This is a genomic window from Novosphingobium pentaromativorans US6-1, assembly GCF_000767465.1.
Taxonomy (GTDB): Bacteria; Pseudomonadota; Alphaproteobacteria; order Sphingomonadales; family Sphingomonadaceae; genus Novosphingobium; species Novosphingobium pentaromativorans.
Window position 1 is genome coordinate 3,591,162 of the sequence record NZ_CP009291.1, and the last position, 24,149, is coordinate 3,615,310.

Sequence of the window (24,149 nt, forward strand, 5' to 3'; positions counted from 1 at the left end):
AGAATCGTGGAACAGTCCGAGGCCGAATTCCGCACTGAAGTCAGAGCCTTTCTGGCCGAAAACCTGCCTCGCGATCTCGCTGAGCGAACGAAGCTCGGCTATCATCAGGATCGCAACGATATCGAGCAGTGGACGCGCGTGCTGGCGCAGAAGCAGGGCTGGTCGGTGCCGAGCTGGCCGGTGGAGTATGGCGGCCTGGGCTGGACGATCGCTCAGCGACACGCATTCGATGAGGAATGCTATATCGCCGGTGCGCCGGCGCTGTCGCCGCAGGGCACTTTCCTGACGGGACCGATCATCATCGCTCATGGATCGGAGGAGCAGAAAGCGCGCTTTCTTCCCCCGATACGCGATGGTATCGAGTTCTGGGCGCAAGGTTTTTCGGAACCGGAAGCCGGTTCTGACCTGGCTTCGCTCAAGACAGCTGCCGTTCGTGATGGCGACGAATACGTCATAAACGGGACGAAGATATGGACTTCGCACGCGCATCAGGCCGATTGGCTGTTCCTGCTGGCGCGCACGCGATTTGAGGGCAAGCCGCAGGCTGGCATTTCGATGTTCCTGGTGGATATGAAGTCACCTGGAATCAGTGTGCGTCCAATCATCTCGATCGACGGCCGCCATTCGCTCAACCAGGTGTTCATGGAAGACGTGCGCGTCCCGGTAGAGAACCGTGTCGGCGAAGAAAACATGGGCTGGACCTATGCCAAGGAAACGCTGGTTCATGAGCGTACCTTCAACGCCGAAGTCGGACGTTGCGCCAATCTGCTCAGCCGCGCTCGCAAACTTGCGGAAAATACCTTTCGTGGTCGTACCAGGCTGATAGACGACGAGCGTTTCGCTTGCCGTCTGGCAGAGCTGGAAATCGAATTTCTCGCTCACCGGGCTTCCCTGGCCCGGACGCTTGCGGAAGACGAAGCCGAGATTGACGGGCGCAATCTGTCACTTCCATCCATGCTCAAGATCAAGGGATCGGAGCTGGTTCAGCAGATCGGTGTGTTGATGGTCGAGGCGCTCGGTGACGACGCGCTGCCTTATTATGCCGAAGAGGATTACAAATCCGGCTTCCCGGATGAGTTGCCGGGATCGGACCAGGCTCCTGGCGTCGCATCGGACTATCTGTTCAAGAAGGCGATGACGATCTACGGCGGCAGCAACGAAATTCAGCGCAACCTGATTGCAAACGAGATCATGCGCGGCCTCTGATAGCGGGGATCCGTTTGGGCGCCCGATGCTTTTGCGGGCAGTCTGGGTGAAGCGGCTATGGAACTTCGCGCATTGCCGCTGGACGGCAATCGCGGCGAAGTGAACGTGCAGCCTTTCAGAGATCAGGGTAAGCCTGTCACGCCAAGATAGGCAGTTCGCCGCGCTTCCGGATCACTCCGGAAGCGCGGCGAAAGACGTTTTCAGGACCGATGGGGCGTCAGCGGCGGCGGGGTGGGCAACCTGGGTTTGCCCTTCGTCCGCGATGAAACCAGGATCGTCGCATTCGCGCGGATATTCTCCACGCCGCGCTGGCTGGTCCCGGTCATGCTGACTTCGATCAGCGGGCCGAGTTCCGCATCGTCGCGGACATCGGTGATCTCGCCTTCCAGCCAGGTCACGTCGCCCATGTAATTGAAGCGTCGGAATTCAAACCTGATCCGGTGGATCCAGGCATCGTCGCCCGCGTAATTGGTCAGGTAATGGCTGACGTAGAGCTGTCGCATGGGGCCGATATCGTACATCATCGGTAGTCCGACTTTTTTCGCCAGGTCCTTGTCCCAGTGGACCCGCTGGATCGTGTCCCATGCGTTGAATTCGTCGCGATTATAAAAACCACGCAGCTTCTTGCGATTCTCGTAGGCCAGACGATTCGGCCAGTTGCCGTAGAGGAACCAGCCAGCACCCATGTGTATGTTGATGAGGTCGGTGATCGTGAGTGGACCTTTGACCATGCGAGGCAACTTTTGGCCGATCTTCACATCTTCCAGATAGAGAGTGTCGGCCCCCCGCACATATTCAGCGTCATAGGCTGCTTCGATCTCTTCCAGATCCTCGTCCGAATAAAAAGCCGGCTCTTCCTTGGGCCTGGGCTCTTTTTTCCTGGTCTTATCGCCACCCCCGCGTTCGGTATGGACGAACCAGTCGATCCCGTCGACCGCGACAGTCCCGGATTCATCCCAAAGCTGGATACCGTTCGATACGATCACGGAGCGTCCGGCAAATTCGGAATTCTTCTCTTCGACCTTCTTTACCCAGCGCGAGCGGTAGAGCTTCGTGCCCTCGACAATCGGAGTGTAGTAGAAATTCTCGCCGCCAGAATGATAAAGCTGTATTCCGCGCAGCGCCTTGCTTGTTTCCTTGGCCTCGACCGGGTCCATGACCGGACTGCGATTGATGCCCATCGACTTTTCGAATCCGGGCGGCGCGATTACCTGACCCCAGCGGGTGCCGGCCGCATACTCGGGCTTGGTAAAGAGCGGATTGTCGTCACCAATGCAGATCGAGAAGCGGCGGACAGCATCGGCTGTCGCGACCATGTTCCATGGATCGTCTATTGCGCCTGTACGGACGGTCGGGTTCGGGTAGCCGATCCGCCGGCGCATAAGGTCAACGGATTCATCCGTGATGCGATTTCGTATGAGGCCGTCTTCTGCCACTGTCATTATCCTCCCAATTCGAATTGAGTAATCTTTTTAAGTCGCATCCGTCAAGGCTAATAGGTCCCCTGGACATTCAGCGCTCGATGCATTTTCCCCGCTCAACCGGGCGGGGACTGGCTTCCAGCGGTAATATTGATCGGTGCAAGAGATTGGGGTAGGAATTGCAAATGACGAAAAAAGATAACGGATCAGTGGTACATCGTACTGCGGAGGCCTTGCGGCAGTTGGCTTACAAGTGCGGTGACGACGGGCTGCTTGGGTCGGAAGACGATCTGCTCGAACAGCTGTGCGTCAGCCGGCCGACTTTGCGGCAGGCCGCGGCTTTGGTGGCACAGGAGCAGCTGATCTATGTGCGGCGCGGAGTCAGGGGGGGCTATTTTGCTTCCGTGCCGGAAAGCTCTGCCGTGACGCGGATGGCGTCAATCTTCCTCCGCTCGCGCGGGGCTACCATGACAGAGTTGATCAATGCAGTTGGTCCGGTGCGCGTGGAGCTTGCAAGGCTCGCCACCCGCAACCGCGATCCCGAGAAGCAGATGGAGCTGCGCAAATTTCTCGAGCACGAGCAAAGTCTCAAGCCTGCGGAGGTTGATGACTACAAGGCCTTCTTGAAGGCCGAGCGACATTTTGGCGCCTTGATCTCCGAACTCGGCGGTAGCAACGTGTTTTCGTTGTTCCTCAACATTCTATATGACCTGGTGGCGCAGGTCTCGCATGGAGTGGACGTGTATGCGAACCATGCGGATCGTATCGAGCAGTATCAGCGGCAAAGAAACCTTATGGCTGCAGCTATCCTTGATGGGGATGAGGAACTTGCAGTGCTGGCCACGCAAAGGTGTTCCTCGATCGTCATGGATTGGATGCTGCAAGACCTTGAGCGGCACGAGCAGGCCTTTTCGCTGGCTGAGAATCCCCCGGCTGGCGTTGAGTTGAAAGCCGTCGGGCGAAGGAGATCGCGCATCTCTCGCTAACCGGTTGCTCGGTGGCAATGTTGCAGGTTTCGACGACAGGTTTGGTGCCTGCAACATTTCGCCAGTCACGCTTCACGATACCATTACATCTATTGCGGTAGTTCATTTGCAAGGCTAGGGTTGCGGGAATATTCCCGTGACATGCTTTGTGAGACGCTGATGGAACTCGAATACTCTGCCGAGCACCGGCAGTTCGCAGAAGAGGTAGACGCATTCCTCCGGGCCAATTGGCGCAAGCCGGCGACGACGGATGCGGTTGAAAAAGCGGAACATGTTCGACGCTTCAGAGCCCTGGCGACCGAACAGGGCTATCTGTATCGTGGCTTTCCCCGCCACCTTGGCGGTAGTGAGCAACCGGCCGACGCGATGCGTGCGCAGATCATACGCGAATGCTTCGAACGTGCGCGAGCGCCGATGGAATATGAAGGCATCGGGGTCACGATGCTGGCTCCAACCCTCTTGGAACGGGGCGCGGACTGGCAGAAGGAAGAATTCATTCCCGGCACGCTCAGCGGTGAAATCCGATGGGCTCAGGGCTATTCCGAACCGAATGCCGGCAGCGATCTGGCTTCCCTTGCTACGAGGGGCGAGTTGCGCGACGGTCTGTGGCATATCAATGGTCACAAGATCTGGACGACGCGGGCCTACGAATGCACGCATATGTTTGCGTTGGTTCGGACGGAACCGGGCGCGGGCAAGCACGACGGAATTTCCTATCTCCTCCTGAAGCTCGACCAGCCGGGCGTGACAATTCGGCGCATCCACCAGATCAGCGGCCAGTCGGAATTCTGCGAAGTGTTCCTGGACGATGTCACCACGCCCGCAGACTGGATCGTGGGTGAGCGCGGCGAAGGCTGGAAGGTTTCGCGCACGACATTGAAGCACGAGCGCAATTCCATTGGGGGAGTGCGCACATTGCGCCTTTTCGAATCGCTTGTCCGCATGGCGCGCAAGCAAACGCGCAACGGCAAGCCGGTGATCGAGGATCCCGTGATCCGCGAACGTATCCTGGAAATCGAAGGGCATGTCCGCGCCCAGATGTATTCGGGCTATTATCAGATGACTTGCGATCTCATGGGGGAACCGGTTGGTATCCATGGCCTGACCAACAAGTTGGCCGCAACGGAGATCGGCTTGCGCATCGCAGAGTTGGCGACCGACATCATTGGCGAGGACGCGCTGGCTTTCCCGGAGAAAGGGGAACGGTCCGGCGCCAACTGGTTGAACCAGATCTTCGGCGCGCTGGCGCTCTCGATTGCGGGTGGGGCGTCGAACATTCAACGCAATTTGATAGCCGAACGCGGGCTGGACTTGCCCCGCGTGGCGAAGGGGTGATCCGATGCAGTTCGATTTGACCGACGACCAGAAGCAATTGTGCGATTCGATCGAGCGCGCGCTGACCGGCATGGTCGACCTTGCATCGGTGGCGCGCGATTCCGGCGTCATTGTGGAGCTTGAAGAGAAGGTCGATGCCTTGCTTGTCGAGTTGGGACTGCCGATGGCCATGCTTTCGGAAGAATATGACGGCTTGGACATGGGGCTGCTGACCGTTGCTGCTGCATCGCATGTTCTGGGCCGGCACGCCGCCCCCGGTCACGCCATCGACAATAGCCTTGCGGCTTGGGCGATTGCGGAGTTCGGCACCGAGGCGCAGCGCGATACCTGGTTGCCTGGACTGCTTTCTGGGGAGATTTCAGCCACTTTCGCTCTGCGCGAGGACAGGTGGGAACCCAATTGCTGGCAGGCCGAGGCCGGACAGCATCGGATCGAAAAGCGCAATGTGCGGCTGTTGCGCAATGGCGGGCTCGCGGTCATCGGCACGCGCGACGGTCTGGCGATTGCCAAGGTCGGCGCAGATGCATTCAGGCCTGACGAAACACCGCTCGATCTGTCGCGGCCACTTGCCACGCTTTCGCTCGGCGGGGGCGCTCTGGAACCGCTTGCGGACAGGGACGGGGCGCAACGTCTATATGATGCATTGCTAGTCGTTGCGGCAATCGATGCGGCCGGAGCAGGGCAGCAGACTCTTGCGATGGCGGTCGACTATGCCAAGACGCGTAAGCAGTTCGATAGACTTATCGGTTCTTTCCAGGCGCTTCAGCACCAATTGGCAGAGATGGCGGTCGATATCGGACCGGCTCATTTCCCGTGCTGGTATGCGGCCCATGCCTGGGATCGCGGCGCGCACGATGCCCACCGCATGGCCTTGCTTACGAAGGCCCATGCGACCGACATGGCGGTCAAGACCGCGCGCAAGGCTGTCGAGTGCCATGGCGGCATCGCCTACACTTGGGAATATCCGCTGCACTTTCTGCTGAAGCGGTCGATGCAGGACCGGCTGACCTTGTCGCTACCCAGTGAGTTGCGCAGTCAGGTCGCGGCACTGGATGATCTGCAGGCCGCCGTCTGAAGGCAACGTCACGCCCGGGCAGCTGGCCGGGCGTGAAGCGTCGTGGGCAGTCGTGTGGGGATCAGAGTGATCGACGTGCCGCATGCCCGATGACAGGCGAATGCGGCACGGCCATGATTTCCCCGCAAGTCTGGTCGCTGGACTACTCGGCTGAAACGGCCGTGCTCATTTCACCGGCAAAGCGGCGAATATGATCGTCGGCACTTCCATGACGGAGGGAAAAGACGAGCAGGTGTTTGTAATATTGGCCGACGGCATATTCCTCGGTCATGCCAACGCCGCCGTGCAGCTGGATTCCCTTGTCACCGACAAACAGTCCGGCCCTGGATACCTTGACCTTTACCGCGGCGGCAAAGCGATCCCGTTCATCGTCCTCCGACAAGGCGGCAACTGCCCGCCAGACCAGAGATTGGGACTGCTCGATTTCCATTTCCATGTCGGCAAGGGCGTGCCGGACGACCTGGAAATCGCCGATCCGCTGTTTGAACTGCTTCCTGATCGCGACGTACTGGCGGGTGGCTTCGAATGCGCCGCGCATGGCGCCCACGGCTTCCGCACCGGCAACAACCTGTCCATAGGCCATGGCAGTGGACACGATCTGTTGTACGCGGGAAGAGCTTTCCAATAAAGAATCGAGTGGCACGAACACATCGGAAAGGATCACCGTAGCCCCCGAACGATGATCGAGCGTATCGTACCGGATCAGCCGAACCGCATCGACCGGCACCAGGAACAGGGCAAGATCGCCATCCAGTTTAGCCGACACGATCAGCGAATCGGCATGATCGATACCGAGAATGCCGGTTTTCTTGCCGTTCAAAACAAATCCGTCATTCGATCTCGAGGCGCTGGCCTCGACCCAGTCGATCTGGCCGCGCGCACCGGGCTCGTCATGGGCAAGCAGGGGGCGGCTTTCTCCCGCGATGACTGATTCGAGCCGGTCAGGCGCGACCTGAAGCAGGATTTGTGCGCTTGTAACGGCAATGTCGACAAAGGGTTGGCGTACCAGTTGGCGGCCCAGTTCCTCAGCGATTACCGCTGCGTCGAGCGCAGTGCCGCCAAGGCCACCCACCTCTTCGGGCAGGCAGGCCATCGTGAGGCCCAGCTCTGCTATGTCCTGCCAAAGTTCCGGCTGAGCACCGCTCTTGCTTGCCGAGATGCCATTGTCGGCGGCCCAGCGCCGTACGCTGTCGCGCAGCTGCACTTGTTCTTCGTTCAGCACGAAACTGATGCTCACGTGTAAAACTCCCATTACGCACAGGCATCAGCACTGCGACACCGTTTGAACTATCTGTATAGCGGTTTTCGGGAAGATAGCTCTCTGCTATTCACCTTGCAATCACCAGATTCCCTTTTGACAAGGCAAAGGGCAGTTGCCAATCAGTCATCGCTATTCGGGTGGCACGGCACATAATGAATATTCAAGAGGGGACTCGCGACATGAAGATCAATTGCCCGCTTCCGTTCGACACACTTGAGCCCGCAGATGAGTTCACGACCATGGCCGCGGTTCGCGAGGTCGGCCTGGCCGTTGAAAGAGCGGGTTTTCATGCTGGCCTTGTGACTGATCATCCGGTTCCCACTTCGCGGTGGCTCGATGCAGGGGGGCATTACGCGCAAGGTCCCTTCGTGATGTTGAGCCTGCTGGGCGCGGTCACGACTACATTGCGCTTGCAGACGGGTATCGTCGTGCTTCCCTATCGCAATCCTTTCATCGTCGCACGCGACCTGGCGACGCTCGATTGCTTCACTGGCGGGCGAGTCACGCTGAGCGTGGGGGCCGGGTATCTGAAGGGCGAGTTTCGCGCGGTGGGCGTGGACTTCGATCAGCGCAACGAGTTGATGGACGAATATATACAGGCTCTGCGCCTTGCCCTCAGCGGAGAGGATTTCACATTCGAAGGCAGCGGCTATGTCGCGCTTGGCAACCGTATCCTGCCCGCACCCAGGCAGAAGAGACTGCCGATCTATGGCGGCGGGAATGCCAAGCGGGCGATTCGGCGAGTCGTCGATTATTGCGACGGATGGAACCCGTTCTTCACCGCCGCGCGCGGCAATACGAGCACAACCCGCACGGCAGACATCACCGATGAGGCGGATCTGAAAGAGCGCATCGACTATATGCACGAATATGCGGCACAAGTCGGGCGCGACGATATGCCTGAGGTGATACTGGGCGGCGTGAATGTGCCCCCGGAGGCCTATTCGAATCAGGAAATTGTCGACATGCTTGGCCGTTACGAGGAATTGGGGGTGACCGCGGCCGCTGTGATCGTCGATGGCCGGGATCGCGCAGAATTCTGCGATCGCGCGGAAGAGATCGGTCAGCAGGTCATCGCCAAGCTTAATGGCTGACCCGACGCCTTACCGCCGGGCATACAGCACCGACGGAGGCAAGCGGAGGTTCGTCTTTTCGCCTGTGTCTCAGCCGTAAGCTGAGTCGAGCATCCTGGCGGTCCGATGGCCAGGTTCTTCCCGTCCGGTTGCAGGCATCCGGCCGTCGAGACTCACCATACGGTATCGCAGGCATTCCATCTTGAAGCACGCAAACGCTTCGTACCATTCGATATCGTCGGTGGGTATTCCGCAGGTCTGGCCCCATAGAGCGATCGTTTCCTCGCGTGTTCCCATACCGTCGAGTGGGGCCAGTCCGCGACCTTCCGTCTGCAGATGATCCGAATAGAGCCACCAGCCAAGGTCGTGCAATGCACCGCCGACGGACGGTTGTTCCCAATCCATGACGGCGACTACCTTGTAGTCCTCGCCGATCATCATGTTGCCAAGCCGAGCGTCGCCCCACACAATGCCTTCAGGCCGGTTCGCCGGGTGGTTCTGCAGCAGCCGGTCGAATTCTCCTCTCAGCAGGGCGAGTGCGCGATCCGGGTCGATCCAGTCGAGATAGCGGCGCCAGCGGTCCACCTCCTGATCGAAATTTTCGTCAAATGTGCCGGGCAGATCGAGGAATTTCGCCTGGGAGACAGGTACTGTCTGAATCAGGGCTAGGTGGCGTACCGCGTCTTCCCACATGGTGCGCCGATCTTCGGGTGAGGAATCGACCACCCATCCCTGTTTGCAGTAGGGGGGGTAGCTTACGGCAACTCGGCCATGGACCTTCGCCATCATGAAGAACGGAGCGCCGAGCAGGGCCGGATCCGCTTCGAACCAGAGCGGTTCGGCAACCGGGACCGCGCCCGAACGATGCATCAATTGCATGATGTCGTATTGCTTGTCGAACAGATCGTCCTGATAGACGGGAAGGCCGGTGGGCTTGATCCGCACGACCATGCCGCGGTGTTCTGTGCGGCCATGCCGCTGCCATTGAGCGTCGAAAAGAATCGTTTCGTGCGACATTCCGGCGCCCAGCGGGTAGCTGAGATTGGAAATGGCGATGTCGCTTGCACCGGGCATGCGATCGCTCAGCCAGTTGGCCAGTTGCTTCGAAAGTGCGCCGAGATCGCGGACTTCCGGGGCTACTACGGTGGCTTCCGTGATCGATGCGTCACGGCCTTTCAGGCCGATGCTTTTGTCGATCTGACCTCCGTCAGTTCCCAAGTCGTCTGCCTGTTCCGGAACCTCGCCCTGTGCCATTGATCATCCTCGCGCCAATTTATTGGTTGGCCGATGATACCGGCCCATTTCGGCTGCAGGCTATACAAATAACTCTTTTGTGCAAGAAGTATGGTCATGCTAGCTAGCCGTGAAAGAGCGGGGAACCCGGTCCCTGTAAGAGGACTGACCGCTAGTGCACGAGTGGAACTTGAGAGGACGACGTATGGATCCGGTCTTCGGGCTTGAAGGTAAGAGAATTCTCGTTCTGGGCGGCGGTCAGGGCATGGGCGAAGCAACCGTGAAGAGGATTGTCGAGCAGGGCGCGCATGTTGCCATTGCCGATCTCGATCCCGATCGCGCCGAAAAAGTCGCAAAGGCGGTGCGCGAATCCGGCGGCACGGCGACAGCGATCGGGGTTGATGTGCTGGACGATGCAGCCCTGGTTGGCGCGATCGCGAACGTGGAAGCGAACTTCGGTCCACTAGATGGCATGGCGACGGTAATCGGCATGGCGGGCTGGGCATCGCTGCTCGACCTTGAGCTCGATACATGGGACGCGGACCAAAATCGCAATCTGCGCTATTTCTTCGTGGCCGCGCGCGAAGTTGCACGGTCGCTGCTGAAGCGTGGCGCGCCTGGCTCGATCGTCTGCGTGGCATCAGTCGATGGCCTTCGTTCGGCACCGAACCATGCTGCCTATGGAGTGGCCAAGGCGGGTCTCGTCCATCTCGTCAAGTCGATGGCCGTGGAATGGTCCGGGCAAGGTATTCGGATCAATTGCGTGGCACCGGGCGGCATCATCACGCCGCGCCTGCCCGATCGAGGGCCGGAAGGCGAGCGCAAGACCATGGAGAAGGTGCCGATGCAGCGACGCGGCACCGTGGACGAAATTGCCAAGGCGATCACCTTCTTCTTGTCCGACCTGTCGAGCTATGTGACCGGGCAGACGCTGGCGGTGGACGGCGGCTTCATGGCGGCGAACCTGTTCAACGTGACGCTGCCGCCGAAGAACACTGTGATGGGGGCCGAGAGGGCATGAACCAGCCAGCCACTCACGCTATCGTACTGCCGCCTGAAAGGGCCGGACGTACCGCGCCCGATGATCTGGTCAATCGACGAGCGGGGCTTCGACAGGCGCTGGCCGACGGCCAATGGCGATCCGACACGCCAGGTGAGGAAACGAGTTTCGATGGCGTACGCGCATTGCGGTTTCGTCCCGAAGGCGCTTCCCTGGCCACCGTACTGCACATGCATGGCGGAGGCTTTCGCCTTGGATGCCCGGACATCATGGGTGCCTTTGCAGGCACGCTGGCAAGGCGCTGCGGTGTCACCGTCATATGTCCCGCCTATCGGCTGGCGCCCGAACATCCGTTCCCGGCGGCCATCGCCGATGCGCGCAAGGTCCATCAGGCAATCATGGCGGCAGGAGAGAAGCATCTGATCCTGAGCGGGGATTCGGCGGGCGGAGGCGTCGCGGCCGCGTCGGCGGCATTGGCGCATGCAGACGCAGTTCCGCCCATCGGACTTATTCTTCTATCGGCATGGCTGGACCTTACCGTCAGCAGTCCCAGCTATGTTCACAATGCCGCGACCGATCCGCTTTTTTCGCAGGAGGCTGCACGGGCAGCGGCTGAGCTTTACTTGCAGGGCCACGACGCACGGCATCCGCTGGCATCCCCGATCTTTGCCGATCCCGCCCTGTTTCCGCCCACACTGGTCAATGCCGGGACCGGTGAAGTGCTGGCCGACGATTCCCGGTTGTTTCACGACCGCCTCGCCAAGGCAGGAATTCCTGCAGAGTTGAGCATGGTTGCCGACATGGAGCATGTCGCGGTTACGCGTGATGCGGGCCTGACCGGTGCGGCGCAGACGATGGATGAGGTCGTCGCCTTTGTCGATAATCTCTTGCTCGATGTCCGATCGAGAACTCGGTGAATTCGCCGCAATTGCCATGTCCGAGTAGTGGAATGGTTCCGTTACAATGATCTACAACCTTGCCATGAGGTCCTTGAAATGAGTGATACTGAAAATCTTGTAGTTACCGAAAGCATGGGGGACGGCGTACTTCTCGTGACGATCAATCGTCCCGATCAGCGCAATGCCATCAACGGTGCCGTGGCCCGTGCCATGGATGCGATTGTTTCGGAAACCGAAGTCGATGACAGCGTTCGTGTGGTGGTACTGACCGGCGCGGGAGACAAGGTTTTCTGTGCCGGGGCCGACCTCAAGGAAGTGGCCGCGGGCCGCATCGATACCTTGAGGACGCCTGGAGGTGGCTTTGCCGGGTTCGTGCAGCGCAAACGCACCAAGCCCTGGATCGCCGCGGTTCAGGGTTTTGCGCTGGCCGGAGGCTGCGAAATCGCTCTCGCCTGCGATCTGATCGTCGCTTCGCGTTCCAGCGTGTTCGGCCTGCCCGAAGTCGCGCGCGGACTGATCGCGGGGGCCGGGGGGCTATTTCGCCTGCCCAGCGCAATTCCAAAGAAAATCGCGCTCGAACTCATCCTCACGGCGTCGCGGCTGCCTGCCGAGCGGGCGGCAGATCTTGGTCTTGTCAATCGTCTGGCCGATGACGGAGCCGCCGTGGAACAGGCAATCGCGCTCGCGCGGGAGATAACGGTCAATGCTCCGCTACCGATCAAGGCATGCCTTGAAATCGTGAGCAAGGTCGGCGAAGCGAGCGAGGATGCGCTCTGGAAGATGAGCCGTGAAGCGATGGACCGCATCAAGCAGTCCGAAGACGCCATCGAAGGGGCGACTGCTTTTGCCGAAAAGCGCGATCCGGTCTGGAAGGGGCGGTAAGCGAAGGTCGGTCTTGACCAGGGCGAATCCAGGTCGACTCAAGTTTGGATCCATCTACCAAGCGAAGAAATTGTGAGACTGTAATGTTGAAAAGCGAAATGCGCTTGCTGGAGCTTCCGGCATGATCACCATCTATCATTTGGGCGTTTCCCAATCGGATCGCATCGTGTGGCTGATGGAAGAGCTCGGCCTGCCATACCAGCTCGAATGGTTCGATCGCGGTGAGGATGGGCTGGCACCGGCGGACTATCTTGCGCTGCATCCGGCGTCGATGGCGCCGGTGATCCGTGATGGTGATAAGGTCCTCGCCGAATCGACTGCCATCATCCAGTACATCGCACACAAGCACGGTAGCGGCAGGCTGACCGTCGATCCGGCTTCCGATGATTTCGCCGATTATCTTTACTGGCTTCAGTTCAACAACAACATCCTGACCAGCTTCTTCGTTCTGGCCGCGATGAAAAGTTCCGGCACGGGGCAGGATGGCGGCATCATCGGCAAGGTCGCAAGGCGGCGTCTGCAAGGCTTGTATCGTCAGATGGACGAACATCTCGCCAACCGAGAGTTCCTTGCCGGCGATACATTCACGCTGGCCGATCTGATGTCCGGATTCGCCGTCACGACACTACCGATGATGAGCCCGGACAATGCGCTGGATGGCTATCCGAACATGCAGCGCTATGCGCAAAGCCTCATGGAACGGCCTGCCTGGAAACGGGCGATGGAGATCGCAGGGCCTCAGGCGACGCGCCCGTCCTGATTTTCCAAGGTTTCCCCAAGTCGGGCAGCCAGGCAAATCTCCTCGCTGTCCGGCTTGGTTCCATTGCGGCCTTCCTCAGCCGCGTATGATGAGCGCATCGGCGGCGACGATGCGATCGCCGTCGCAGATCAGCGGGTTGACGTCGATTTCCGCGATCTCGTTGCGCTGGTCGAAAGCCAGCTCCGACACGCGCGCGACGGCTTCTGCCAAAGCCTCGATATCGACCTTGGGCAGGTTGCGGGCGCCATCGAGAATGGCGCGGCCGCGCAGCTCAGCGATCATCGCGCGCGCCTGACTGACGGATACGGGCGCCGGGCGCAGCGCAACATCGGCCATGATTTCCGTCAGAACGCCGCCGAGGCCAACCACGATCATCGGGCCGAAATGCGCATCGCGCGTGGAACCGACCAGCATTTCGACGCCGCGGCCCAGCATGGTCTGCACCAGCAGGCCGTCGATCCGCGCATCGGGTGCATAGGCGGCGACTGCTTCCAGCGCCGCCTTGCCCTCGGCCAACACCTCGGCTTCCGAATTGAGATTGAGGCGTACACCGCCGGCTTCGGACTTGTGAGGGACGTCGGGCGATTCGACCTTCACCACCACGGGAAAGCCCATTTCGCTGGCGGCTTTTGCGGCGTCTTCCGCCGTGGCCGCGGTGCGTTCGCCGACCACCGAGACGCCATAGGCGCTCAGCATTGCCTTTGCGCTGCGTTCGCCGATCACCTTGTCAGGTGCGCCCTGAAGCATCGCCTTCACATTCGACGCAGCCGTTTCGGGGGAGAGGTGGCTGGCAGGCGCGGCGCCCTGAGCCTTTATCGCTGCCGCACGCTTGTGCCAGATGGCAATGGCGTTGAAGCAGTGGCGAGCCGAACGGAACACGGCCACCGAATCGTTGCGCTCCGCGGCAGCCACCCCTGGCCCTTCGAGCCAGCCGGAAGTCCAGATCATGCAGGCGACCTTGCCATGTTCGCGCGCAACATCGCCCACGGCTTCGAACATGCGTTCATAGGCCGGCTCGTTGCGCTTTGTCGTCCATGTCTGCGGGAAGACCAGCAGGCCGTAGCAGTCCTCCTGCAGCATGGAGCCCGCAGCCTTGGCGAAGGATTCGCGGTTAGCCAGGATCTGCGCAGTCACGTCGCACGGATTGGCGACGGCGCCGAATTCCGGGATGAGCCCGGCGAGCGTCTCGTGCGTTTGAGCTGGCAGGGGCGGAAGCGCAATACCGGCATCCTCCGCATGGTCGGCGCAGATAATGCCCCAGCCGCCGGAAGCGGTGATGATCGCCACGCCATCCGAACTCGGCGTCCCCGCCTTGGCGAGGAATGCTGCCGTGTCTAGCAAGGCATCCTGATCGTCGATGAAGATCGCGCCGACCGCTTCGAGCGCGGCGACATAGGACTTGTGCGATCCGGCCATCGATCCGGTGTGCGACATCGCGGCTGCCGCGCCGATTTCGCCGCGCGCGGCCTTGAACAGGATCAGCGGCTTGCCCGAATCGCGCACCTTTTTCGCCGCCGTGACGAGCCGGTTGGGATCGTCCATGCCCTCGATCATGCACACGATCGCGTGGCAGCTTGGCTCTTCTGCGAGGTAGCCGACATAGTCGGCGATATCGACGTCGGCGCTGTTTCCGCACACCAGCATGTGCGAAAGGTTCGCGCCGTGGTGCATCGCCTGCGACTGCGAATAGCCGACGGCGCCTGACTGGCTGACGACGCCGATGGCGGCTTTGTTGGTTGGCGGCAGAATCAGCATGTCGGGCGAGAAGGTCAGCAGGGCGCCGTTGACGAAGTTCGAAGAGCCGACCGTGTTCGGCCCGGCGATCAGCACGCCGCCCTTGCGCGCGATCTCGACCAGTCTGCGCTGCTCTTCGGCGCGTTGTGCGATGCCGACTTCGGCAAAGCCGGAGGCAAAGATGATCGCGCCGCCGATGCCGAGTTCCACGCATTCTTCGATGACCGGTTGCACCAGTTCGCGCTTGACCGTCACCACGACGCTGTCCGGGACTACGGGCAGGGCAGCCAGAGAGGGATAGCAGCGCTGACCGTCGATCTCTTCGTAGCCGGGATTGACCAGATAGAGCTCGCCTTCGTAGCCGGCGCAATTGTCCCGCACATTCGCCCCGAACGATCCTGCGCGCGGCGATGCCCCGACGATCGCGACCGATTTGGGAGCGCACAGCCGTGCCATCTGGGCGTGGCTGTAAAGCGTGTCTCTGCCTGTCGCGGCCATGATCTCAGCCTCTCTTGCGCGCCCACCGGTCGCGAAGCGCGAACACCGCCTCGCGGTGCTCGGCACCCATGAAGGCCCAGGTTTCGAGGCCCAGCGAGGCCTCGACCAGGCCGTCGAGATTGCGGTGAAGCACCCGGTTCATCGTGATCTTCGTCGCCTGGACGGCGGGCCCGGGCAACCTTGCGATCTTCTGCACGATTTCGTCGACCTTGGCATCAAGCTGGTCGCGCGGCACGGCATGATTGACCAGGCCTATCTCCGCTGCGACTTTTGCGGGCACATTGTCACCCGTAAGGAGATACTCCTTGGCGCGCATGAAGCCGACATGCTGCGACCAGATCAGTGCCCCGCCGTCGCCGGCGCTCAGCCCGATCTTCACGTGAGGATCGCCGATGACGGCATCGTCGACGATGACGGTAATGTCGCAAAGCAGGCACACCGACGCGCCGAGCCCCAGGCAATTGCCGTTGATCCTGGCGACGATCGGCTTGCGGCAGTTGACCAGCGAGTAAATGATGTCGACTGCCTCAACCATCGTCTGCGGCCAGCTGTCGAAATCCTTGTCCTCGAGTCTCTTGGCAAGCGCCTTTACGTCGCCACCGGCGGAAAAGACCTCGCCGGGGGCGGTAAGGACGATCACCTTTACGCTGTCGTCACGGTTCACGTCCTGGAAAATGGTCGAGAGCTCGCGGTGCCGTGCGCCCGATATGGGGTTCATGGGCGGATTGTTCAGCGAGACGGTCAATACGGCACCGTCCTGGGTGATCTCGAGGTTTTCGTAGCTATCGTATATAGTCATGACATCCCCTCTGACGGATCAATGAGTAATCTCTTTTCGTCATCTTATCACATTTGCCCTAGACTGTGGCGTTGCGTACTGCAAGAAGTGTGAACATTAGAGGTCTTCGAAAAATGAAAATGAGCGCGGCGGGAAAACCGCGCCGACAGCAGTCGGCCGGCCGCATGCGGCCGAACTTCCGGGGCGTGTCAGTCCGTAGGCATTATTGGGAGAGCGATTTTGGGCAAGTATCATCTGGTCGTCTACACCAATCCCGCCGATGGGAAGGAAGATGAATACAATAGCTGGTATAACGAGCAGCACCTGAGGGAAGTTTGCGCGGTTCCGGGCTTCACCGGCGCGCGCCGAATGAAGATTCACGATCCCAGGGATGCAGGTGAATATAGCTATCTCGCGGTCTATGATATCGATGGCGATGCTGATGCAACTATGGCTGAACTGCGTGCGCATGTGGCCGCGGGCAAGATCTACATGAGCGATGCGCTGGGCCCGAACCCCAAGGCGATAGTCTATGAGGCTCTCGCATCGTTCCAGAAATAGGGGCGCTGGCGGCGTCGATCGATTGTCGCCACCAGCGCCGGGTTCGAAGCGTTCGCCTGGCGTAACGCGCTATTCCTCGACAATGCCTATCAAAGTGCCGGAATTGCTGCCGTCGAACAATGCGTTGTAGGTTTCCGGTAGTTTCTCGAAACCGGGCCGCACATCCTCACGGTGGATCATCCGGCCCGCTTCCTTCCATTCACGAAGCTTTTCCCGCGCTTCCGGAAAGACATCTGCGTAGGCAAGGCACAGAAATCCTTCCATGCGGATATTGCCATAGATAAGGCGCATCATGTTGGTTGGCCCGGGAACGGGCCCATCGTCATTGTAGCTGGCAATCTGGCCGCATAATACGATCCGCCCGAAGACTGCCATGTTCTCGATCGCCGCTTGCAGGATTTCGCCACCGACATTGTCATAGAACACGTCGATCCCCTGCGGGCAGAGTTGCGCCAGTTGCCCCTGAACGTCGCCGGCACGGTAATCGACCGCGCCATCCAGTCCGATCTCCTCGATCAGCCAGTCGCATTTCCGCTTGCCGCCTGCGATGCCGATCACGCGGCATCCAAGTGCCTTGGCGACTTGCGCGGCGGTGACGCCGGTCGAGCCCGCGGCACCGGACACGACCACTGTTTCGCCGGCCTTGGGCCGTCCGATGCGCGTTATGCCGATGTAGGCCGTGACACCGTTGATGCCGTAAAGACCCAGTGCGTCGACATCTCCCATCCAGTCAGGGATGGGCGTCACATCATGAGAGGTGTCGACTTGCTGGAAATCCTGCCAGCTTGTGATTGCCATTACGCGTGTTCCGACGGGCACGTCGTCCCGCCTCGAGGCGACCACTTCACACACGGCAGGCGCCATGATGGCGCTGCCGATGGGAATGCTGGGATAGAGGCTGTTGCCCGGCGCTTCCATCCAGTTGCGCATCGTCGGCGCACAGAGGAACGCCTTGTTGCGCAGGATAAGGCCGCCGTCGGCCAGCGTGTCGGCGGTCGGTGCGGGATCTTCGCGGTACTCGAAATCTTCCCGCACGACCGGTCCCGTAGGTCGGCGTTTCAGTAGCCACTGACGGTTGATGTTGCTCATCGGACGCTGTCCGATCCGACAAGGACTTCGGAAATCGGTCGGGTGCCCGCCGTTTCCGCATGGTTTGCATCGGCCAGAACGCTCCAGTCGGGATAGCGGCCATAAGCGTAGGGCAGGAAATCGTCGCCCGGGATCCGCGCCAGTTCGCGGCATTTGGCGCCGAAGTTGGAATGGAGATAATGGGCTCCGACGATCTTCTTCACGGGAATTTCGTGTAGCGGATCATGGACCGTGCCGTTGAAGGCGAGGTTGGCCGTGCCGCTGCGGAAGGTCATGGGGGCCATGGACAATTCCGAAAATGTCAGGATGGCGTCTCCGGCAAGGCCGACCCCGTCGGGGGCCAGGCTGGCCTTGTAGTTGAAATCGATGTCGACTGCCGGATCGAGGCTGAGATCGTTGTCGAACGTCGCGTCGATCTCGATCAGGCGGGCGGTACCGCGATCGACATGGCCGCCGCCCTGCTTCTCATTTGCGTTGAACGCCACATAGGCGAGCCTTTTGGGTTCGCCGAAGATATCGCGTCCGAACATCATCGCATTGTCGTTGTTCATGAACATGCACATCGTGTATTTTCCGAGGATGTCGCCATGCCGGGCGGCGACATAGATCGCGGCGCCCGTGAAGGGGCCAGCCGATCCACCTTCGAAATCGAAGATCGCAGCGGTCATGATGTTGTTGCCGCGCGGCTCCAGGCCGGGGGGCAACACCGATTCGATGAAGTCGGGCTCGCTTTCGAATTCGACGCCGATGTATCTGCCGCCACGGAACTCGATGTCTGTCAGCAATTTCTGGATTCTGGCGATTTCATCTCGAGTTCTTACGAATCCCATGGCAAATTTCCTCTCGAATTGATTTATCGTAGCGCCTGCCGTCCCGACCTGTGCTGCAAATTGCGATCGCACGCTTGTGTCGGAAGGCTCGCCTTTGTTCGAACCTGATATCATTGTCATAAGGGTATCGGAACCCAAAATCAGGACGGCGAAGACGGCGAAAAGCAATAGAGGTAATTGCTTCAAGCCCCGAGGATGCGGTAAGTGTCGAGTCAAAGGAGCGGACAAAGACGCTCGGGAATCCAAAAAATTTACAGGAGAGAATGATGGCAACGCAAGTCGCTTCCCCCGACCAAGGCACTCAAAATACGACAGAACACAAGATTCAGATCGTCGATGCCGATGCACATGTTACCCCTCCGTCAGAGATGTGGGTCGATTATCTTCCCGAGTCCCTGAAGGAATTTGCGCCCAGGATCGAACATGGTGAGGATTGCGACTATGTCGTATTCGAAGGGAACCGAAAGAAGTTGAACCTCATCGGTTCGCAGGCTGGGCGTCAGGGCAAGGATTTCAAGATGCACGGCCGCGTCAACGATGCGCGCAGCGGCGGATGGATGCCTCACGCGCGCCTCGAAGACATGGACACGGATGGAATTGACGCCGCCGTGCTTTTCGGCGGCGGGCCGCTCGGTACGGCGAACATGGAGCTCTATGTGGAAAGCTTCCGTTCGTACAATCGCTGGCTTGCGGACTTCTGCAAGGTGGCGCCGAACCGTTTTGCCGGTGTCGGCTATGTTCCGATGCACGATCTGGATGTGGCGATTTCGATCATTCGCGAATGCGTGGCGATGGGTCTCAAGGCGGTCAATATTCCAGCTTTTCCGATGATCAAGCACGCAATGCTCAACGGCGGACGCGAGCCGGGCAAGGCACAGATGGTTGCCCTGACAGGCGATCCCAATTCCGAAAAGCTCTATTCGGACCCGGAATTCGATCCGCTGTGGAAGACCTTGTGCGATCTGGGCATTCCTGTGACCATTCACCTGGGCGGTCGTCCGGTGCGCTTCAATCAGCCGAGGCATTTCTTCCCGGACATGCTGATGTCGAAATTCAGTATGGGCGAAACGATCGCGATCATGATATTCGGCGGGGTATTCGAGCGCTTCCCGGAACTGAAGCTGGCTTCCATCGAAAGCGGCGTCGGCTGGTTTGCCTTTGCTACCAACTACATGGATGAAACCTGGGAAAAGCAGCGCTTCTGGATGAACAGCGACCTGCCGCATCCGCCGAGCTATTACATGGACAGGAATGTCTATGGCTCGTTCATCCATGACCGTGCCGGTGTGCTTTCGCGCAACCAGCCCGGTGCCCGCAACATCATGTGGTCTTCCGATTATCCGCACTCGGAAACGACATTCCCGAATTCTCAGCAGAAAATCGCGGAATTGTTCGAAGGCGTGCCTGAAGATGAGCGACGCATGATCCTCTGCGATCGGGCTCGCTCGCTGTTCAATATCTGATCGAATCGACGCTCAGCCGAAGGGAAAGGGCAGTACCGGTGCGAAAGTGCTGGCACTGCCTGGCTGATCGCGGCATCATAAAGAGTTAGTGGAATATGCGAAAGATGCCGCGTTCCCGGCAAAGAGCGACAATGGGAGAGACAAATGCTGCTTAAAGACAAGTCGGTCGTCATCATGGGGGCCGGCTCCGGCGTGGGGCGGGCCGCTTCGCTGATTTTCGCGCGGAATGGCGCCAAACTGATTTGCGCCGACGTGGTGCGCGCCAGGGTCGATGAGACAGTCGCGCTCGTGACCGGTGAAGGGTTCCCGGCGCAGGCGGTAACTTGCGATGTCAGCAATGTGGATCAGGTCAATGCGGCCGTGCAGGCAGCGGTGGATGCCTATGGTCGACTTGACGTGATCTACAACAATGTCGGAATTTCCAGCAACAAGGCAGGCGGCGGGCCGCCCCCCGGTTTCATGGATATCGACGATGCCGAATATGACCGGCTTGCCGACGTCAACTTTCGCGGCATGTTCTATGGCTGCCGCGCGGCCATCCGCCAGTTCCTCAAGCAGGACGACGGAGAGGGCGTGATCGTCAACACCGGCTCGGTAGCGGGCATGGTCGGTTGGGGCGGTACGCTGTACGGCGCCACCAAGGCTGCCGGAATCCAGCTGACTCGCGGTCTCGCCATTGAATTTGCTTCCAAGGGCATTCGGGTGAACACGGTCTGCCCGGCCGGTATGATCACCAATTTCGGCCAGGCCGAGGGCGCAACGCGAGAGATTACTCCCGAACTGGAAGCGAGATATGGACAGCAACATCCGCTGGGACGTCCGATCGCGCCGGAAGATACCGCCAATGCGGCGCTGTTCCTTGCCTCCGATCAGGCGCGCAATATCACGGGCGTCGCTCTGCCGGTCGATGGCGGTTATGTTGCGGCCTGAGGCCGGACGGCGTCGAAAGACAATGGCTGACGCGCAAGGCGCTCCGGCATGAAAGCTGGAGAGGTCGTCCTGATTACCGGTGCGACTGGCGGGATCGGTTCGGAGATCGCCCGCCAGGCAGCCGCGACGGGCGCTACCGTCGCGGTCCACGGTTCACGCGGGGAGACGGTTCAGGCACTGATCGATCGCTTGAAGGACGAGTGTCCCGGAGCGCAACTCATGGCTGTGCCAGCCGATTTCGATCAGCCCAATGCGATGGAGAAAGCCATCGCTTCGGTTGCTGACAGGGCCGGCCGCCTGGACGCCGTCATTCATTGTGCCACGTCGGGGAAGGGTGGAAAGGGCATTACCGGTCCATTCGCCACAACCGACCCGGAACGCTACACGCAGCTCGTAGACAATGGGCTCGCCCGGTTTCAGCGTCTGTGTGCGGCTTCCTTACCCTTTCTTGCGCGTCAGGGCGGCACGATCATTGCCTTTACCTCGGATGCGGGACGGTTTGCAGCACCGCGTCAGTCACTCGTGGCGGCAACCGCTGGCGGGGTCATGACGTTCATTCGCAATCTCGCGATGGAAGTGGCGCGCGATGGGGTTCGCGTGCATGGCATTGCGCCAACCTTCGTCAGGGATACGCCCGTGTTCGAGGCGCTCGCGCAAGCGGGTCGGGCCGAGACCGCACAAAAGCGCGCCGGGCTGGGGCTTCCTGCGCCTGGTGATATTGCGCCGATCGTCGTGTTTCTGTGCGGTGAAGGCGCCGCCAGGATTACCGGCCAGATCATCAGCATCAACGGTGGATTGAACGCCTAGCATTCGTCGGCATTTGGAGGCCAGTTGCCGACAAGATCCTGGAGGGCAGCCAGAAAGGCGAGTGGCTGGTCCAGCATCAGATGATGCCCTGCCTCCGGTATGCAGATGAAGGGCGTGCCGGCAGGCATATGGCTCTTTTGCATCGCAATGCGCTCTGCTGTCATCAGCGATGAGCGCTCGCCATAAATGCAGGCGATCGGGCAGGGCGGGGCTGCCAGCAAGGGCCATGCATCGTCAAGCGCTGCCTTGTGCAGGAAGCGGGGGTCGAAACGCCAGGACCAACCATCGGCCTGCTTCTTGAGCGATGCCCGGGCCACATGGTCGAGCAGGAACAGATTGCCGCAGTCTTGCGCGGGTTTCAGCCGAAACCGGGCCAGTGCCGCCGCAAGATCGGAATAGGTTCGCGGCGCAGATCTGGGCTGGACGGATATCTCGTGCATTGCGCTCCTGACCGCTGAATCGACCAGGATCATGCCGTCGAATGCATCGGGCGCACGTTGGAGCACAGCGCTCGAAACAATGCCGCCAAAGCTATGAGCGACCAGAAGGGGGCGCCTGCCGGATGCGCCAAGGCCAGCCGCTTCAGATGCCGCGAGCAGTTCCTCGGTTTGCATTGCGCTTGAATAAACGTCCAGCGAATCGCCGCCGCCGAGCCCCGTTACCGTGACGGCAGCCACCCGGTAATCTGCTCCAAGCTGGCTGGCGATTCCTGCCCACCAAAGCGCGTGGCCACCGGCACCGTGGACGAGCAGGATCCCCTGGCGGCCGATCTCACCCCACACCAGTGTTTCGGCATCGTACGGTCCGACTCGCAGCCTCTCGGGTTCGGCTTCGAGAGCCGATCTGAACCAGGACGGTGCCGGAGGGCGAACGCCGCCGAAGGGGGCCAGCGGGCCGAATTTGTCCGGAGGAGCAGGCAGGCCGCTTGCACCTGTGATGGAAGATGCCTGACGCACCAATTCGGCCCGATACCGGCTCAATCCCGCTTGCCTTCCAGCAGTCTCTTCAGGTTCGAACTGAACACTTTTTCTTGTTCTTCGGCTGTAAGGCTGTCGAATTCCTTGACATAGTCAAGCGGCTCGTGGGTTCCCTCAGGGTGCGGGAAATCGCTTCCGAAAAGGATGCGTTCCACCGGTAGCACGGATTTCACTTCGTCGAGGTCGTCCTCGTAGAATGGGGCGACGAAGATGTGGCGCTCGAACGTGTCGCGCGGATGCTCGTGAAATTGGCCTGGCAGGCGCCCGTAGGCCATTTCCAGCCTCTTGATCAGAGGTACGAGCCAGGATGAACCATTTTCGACAGAGGCGACCCGAAGATTGGGATGGCGCTTGAACACCCCATGGCAGATCAGCGCCGACATCGAATCCGCGATGGGACGTCCCAGCAAGTCCATCGTTTCCGAGAAGGCATTGCGGGTAAAGGCCTCGAACTCGCCCTGGCCGCCGGTCCACCATTTCGTGATCCTGTCGTATCCGCTGTCAGACGCATGCAGGCAGACCAGCAGGTTCGCTTCCGCACACCGTGCCCAGAAGGGGTCGAATTGCTCATATCCGAACGATGTGCTGCCGACCTGCAGTGGTACCGGAGCAGGTCGTATGGCGATTGCGCGCGCGCCCCGCGAGATCAGGTAATCGACTTCGGCAACGGCGGCGTCGACGTCGGACAGATTGACCATGCCGACGGAGAACAGCCTGTCTTCGCGGGCAAATCCCCATTCGTCGTCAAGCCATTGGTTAAGCGAATGGAAAAGGGCGGGCGCCACGCCGGCCTTATGACCCAGCCTTTCCTCGATCACCGAAGCAAGTGTCGGGAAAATCATGGCGGCGTGGATGCCGTGCTTGTCCAGGGTCTTGAGTCGCCCTTCGCCGCTGCGCCATTCCTCGGGGGGGCGGATCGGCTTGCCGGTCATTTCACGCAGGGTCAAATTGTCTTTGTTTTCGCCCCGATACCAGGTTTCGTAGGCGCCCGGCGCTGCAACGACCTCGAACGTGGGGTTGGGAATATAGGCTGACAACTGGCCGTTGATGACCAGCTTCTTTCGCCCCTTGACCTCTGCGAAATAGAAATCGTTGGCGTAGCGAGCCGGCAAATATCGGGTAAATGCTTCTTCGGGCTCGTAAAGATGATTGTCCGCATCATACACAGGAAAGGGCAGTCTGCTCATCTTGGTCTCTCCGGGGTTTGGTCGGCTTCAGCTGACTTTCTTGACCCTCGCATAGAGATAATTCATTGCTGTGCGCAAGGAGTTTTGCGTGGTCTGGAAGGCAGAATCTGCCCTGTCGACCAGCATGCGAGGCCTGCGGAATACATATATCGGCCGGTTCTGGC

Annotated in this window: 22 protein-coding genes; 13 read left to right on the top strand and 9 right to left on the bottom strand. The window is 60.1% G+C overall.

Translation table 11 applies throughout. The features are described from left to right. Nucleotides 1-6: 6 nt before the first annotated feature. A complete protein-coding gene (locus JI59_RS16885; RefSeq protein WP_007011452.1) occupies nt 7-1,206 on the top strand; it encodes an acyl-CoA dehydrogenase family protein in 1,200 nt (399 codons plus the stop codon). 200 nt (nt 1,207-1,406) lie between these two features. On the opposite strand, the gene JI59_RS16890 is transcribed toward JI59_RS16885, so the two are convergent. Beyond that, nucleotides 1,407-2,522 (bottom strand): FAS1-like dehydratase domain-containing protein, encoded by a 1,116-nt coding sequence (locus tag JI59_RS16890; RefSeq protein WP_239000570.1) that lies wholly within the window; start codon nt 2,520-2,522, stop codon nt 1,407-1,409. A 290-nt stretch (nt 2,523-2,812) separates the two neighbouring features. On the opposite strand from JI59_RS16890, the gene JI59_RS16895 reads away from it, so the two are divergent. From JI59_RS16895 to JI59_RS25700, 3 genes are all read left to right on the top strand, one after another. Continuing rightward, entirely contained in the window at nt 2,813-3,613 is an 801-nt protein-coding gene (locus tag JI59_RS16895) for a FadR/GntR family transcriptional regulator (RefSeq protein WP_007011450.1), read from the top strand. Nucleotides 3,614-3,754: 141 nt separating this feature from the next. Continuing rightward, complete coding sequence (locus JI59_RS16900) at nt 3,755-4,948, top strand: acyl-CoA dehydrogenase family protein (protein WP_007011448.1); 1,194 nt, start codon at nt 3,755-3,757, stop codon at nt 4,946-4,948. 4 nt (nt 4,949-4,952) lie between these two features. Then, nucleotides 4,953-6,023: an acyl-CoA dehydrogenase family protein gene (locus JI59_RS25700; protein ID WP_007011447.1), complete on the top strand. Its 1,071-nt coding sequence runs from the start codon at nt 4,953-4,955 to the stop codon at nt 6,021-6,023. 142 nt (nt 6,024-6,165) lie between these two features. On the opposite strand, the gene JI59_RS16910 is transcribed toward JI59_RS25700, so the two are convergent. Continuing rightward, the gene (locus JI59_RS16910; RefSeq protein WP_007011446.1) at nt 6,166-7,260 is read right to left on the bottom strand and encodes an acyl-CoA dehydrogenase family protein; all 1,095 of its coding nucleotides are present in this window, start codon (nt 7,258-7,260) and stop codon (nt 6,166-6,168) included. Between the two features lie 203 nt (nt 7,261-7,463). Between JI59_RS16910 and JI59_RS16915 the strand changes: the two genes are divergently transcribed. Next, complete coding sequence (locus JI59_RS16915) at nt 7,464-8,378, top strand: TIGR03619 family F420-dependent LLM class oxidoreductase (RefSeq protein ID WP_038576428.1); 915 nt, start codon at nt 7,464-7,466, stop codon at nt 8,376-8,378. A gap of 69 nt (nt 8,379-8,447) precedes the next feature. Here the strand turns inward: JI59_RS16915 and JI59_RS16920 are convergent, their stop codons facing one another. Next, on the bottom strand, nt 8,448-9,611 hold the full coding sequence (locus tag JI59_RS16920) for a phosphotransferase family protein (protein WP_007011444.1): 1,164 nt from the start codon (nt 9,609-9,611) through the stop codon (nt 8,448-8,450). Between the two features lie 184 nt (nt 9,612-9,795). Between JI59_RS16920 and JI59_RS16925 the strand changes: the two genes are divergently transcribed. From JI59_RS16925 to JI59_RS16940, 4 genes are all read left to right on the top strand, one after another. Next, nucleotides 9,796-10,611 carry an SDR family NAD(P)-dependent oxidoreductase gene (locus tag JI59_RS16925; RefSeq protein WP_007011443.1) on the top strand — a complete coding sequence of 272 codons (816 nt, stop codon included), beginning with the start codon at nt 9,796-9,798 and terminating at the stop codon, nt 10,609-10,611. Continuing rightward, a complete protein-coding gene (locus JI59_RS16930) occupies nt 10,608-11,507 on the top strand; it encodes an alpha/beta hydrolase fold domain-containing protein (RefSeq protein WP_007011442.1) in 900 nt (299 codons plus the stop codon). Before JI59_RS16925 ends, JI59_RS16930 begins: the two co-directional genes overlap by 4 nt. Nucleotides 11,508-11,585: 78 nt before the next feature. After that, the gene (locus JI59_RS16935) at nt 11,586-12,371 is read left to right on the top strand and encodes a crotonase/enoyl-CoA hydratase family protein (RefSeq protein ID WP_038576432.1); all 786 of its coding nucleotides are present in this window, start codon (nt 11,586-11,588) and stop codon (nt 12,369-12,371) included. Nucleotides 12,372-12,492: 121 nt separating this feature from the next. Beyond that, on the top strand, nt 12,493-13,131 hold the full coding sequence (locus JI59_RS16940; RefSeq protein WP_007011440.1) for a glutathione S-transferase family protein: 639 nt from the start codon (nt 12,493-12,495) through the stop codon (nt 13,129-13,131). Nucleotides 13,132-13,206: 75 nt separating this feature from the next. On the opposite strand, the gene JI59_RS16945 is transcribed toward JI59_RS16940, so the two are convergent. Beyond that, on the bottom strand, nt 13,207-15,363 hold the full coding sequence (locus JI59_RS16945) for an acetate--CoA ligase family protein (protein ID WP_007011439.1): 2,157 nt from the start codon (nt 15,361-15,363) through the stop codon (nt 13,207-13,209). 4 nt (nt 15,364-15,367) lie between these two features. Next, a complete protein-coding gene (locus JI59_RS16950) occupies nt 15,368-16,162 on the bottom strand; it encodes an enoyl-CoA hydratase/isomerase family protein (RefSeq protein WP_007011438.1) in 795 nt (264 codons plus the stop codon). A gap of 219 nt (nt 16,163-16,381) precedes the next feature. Here JI59_RS16950 and JI59_RS16955 point away from each other — a divergent pair, with 219 nt between their 5' ends. Next, entirely contained in the window at nt 16,382-16,702 is a 321-nt protein-coding gene (locus tag JI59_RS16955) for a DUF4286 family protein (RefSeq protein WP_007011437.1), read from the top strand. A gap of 69 nt (nt 16,703-16,771) precedes the next feature. Here the strand turns inward: JI59_RS16955 and JI59_RS16960 are convergent, their stop codons facing one another. Continuing rightward, nucleotides 16,772-17,791 (bottom strand): NADP-dependent oxidoreductase, encoded by a 1,020-nt coding sequence (locus tag JI59_RS16960; protein ID WP_038576436.1) that lies wholly within the window; start codon nt 17,789-17,791, stop codon nt 16,772-16,774. Next, nucleotides 17,788-18,621: an acetoacetate decarboxylase family protein gene (locus JI59_RS16965; protein WP_160289738.1), complete on the bottom strand. Its 834-nt coding sequence runs from the start codon at nt 18,619-18,621 to the stop codon at nt 17,788-17,790. Before JI59_RS16965 ends, JI59_RS16960 begins: the two co-directional genes overlap by 4 nt. A 266-nt stretch (nt 18,622-18,887) precedes the next feature. Between JI59_RS16965 and JI59_RS16970 the strand changes: the two genes are divergently transcribed. The 3 genes from JI59_RS16970 to JI59_RS16980 all read left to right on the top strand — a co-directional run bounded on the left by JI59_RS16970 (nt 18,888) and on the right by JI59_RS16980 (nt 21,821). After that, a complete protein-coding gene (locus JI59_RS16970) occupies nt 18,888-20,084 on the top strand; it encodes an amidohydrolase family protein (RefSeq protein ID WP_138921257.1) in 1,197 nt (398 codons plus the stop codon). Nucleotides 20,085-20,228: 144 nt separating this feature from the next. Next, nucleotides 20,229-21,014 (top strand): SDR family NAD(P)-dependent oxidoreductase, encoded by a 786-nt coding sequence (locus JI59_RS16975; RefSeq protein ID WP_007011433.1) that lies wholly within the window; start codon nt 20,229-20,231, stop codon nt 21,012-21,014. A gap of 48 nt (nt 21,015-21,062) precedes the next feature. Further along, entirely contained in the window at nt 21,063-21,821 is a 759-nt protein-coding gene (locus JI59_RS16980; RefSeq protein ID WP_007011432.1) for an SDR family NAD(P)-dependent oxidoreductase, read from the top strand. Here the strand turns inward: JI59_RS16980 and JI59_RS16985 are convergent. Both JI59_RS16985 and JI59_RS16990 read right to left on the bottom strand, forming a co-directional pair. After that, nucleotides 21,818-22,801, bottom strand: coding sequence for an alpha/beta fold hydrolase (locus tag JI59_RS16985; protein WP_160289739.1), 984 nt, complete (start codon nt 22,799-22,801; stop codon nt 21,818-21,820). The genes JI59_RS16980 and JI59_RS16985 overlap by 4 nt on opposite strands. Then, complete coding sequence (locus tag JI59_RS16990; RefSeq protein ID WP_038576440.1) at nt 22,798-23,985, bottom strand: amidohydrolase family protein; 1,188 nt, start codon at nt 23,983-23,985, stop codon at nt 22,798-22,800. Before JI59_RS16990 ends, JI59_RS16985 begins: the two co-directional genes overlap by 4 nt. Nucleotides 23,986-24,149 lie beyond the last annotated feature (164 nt).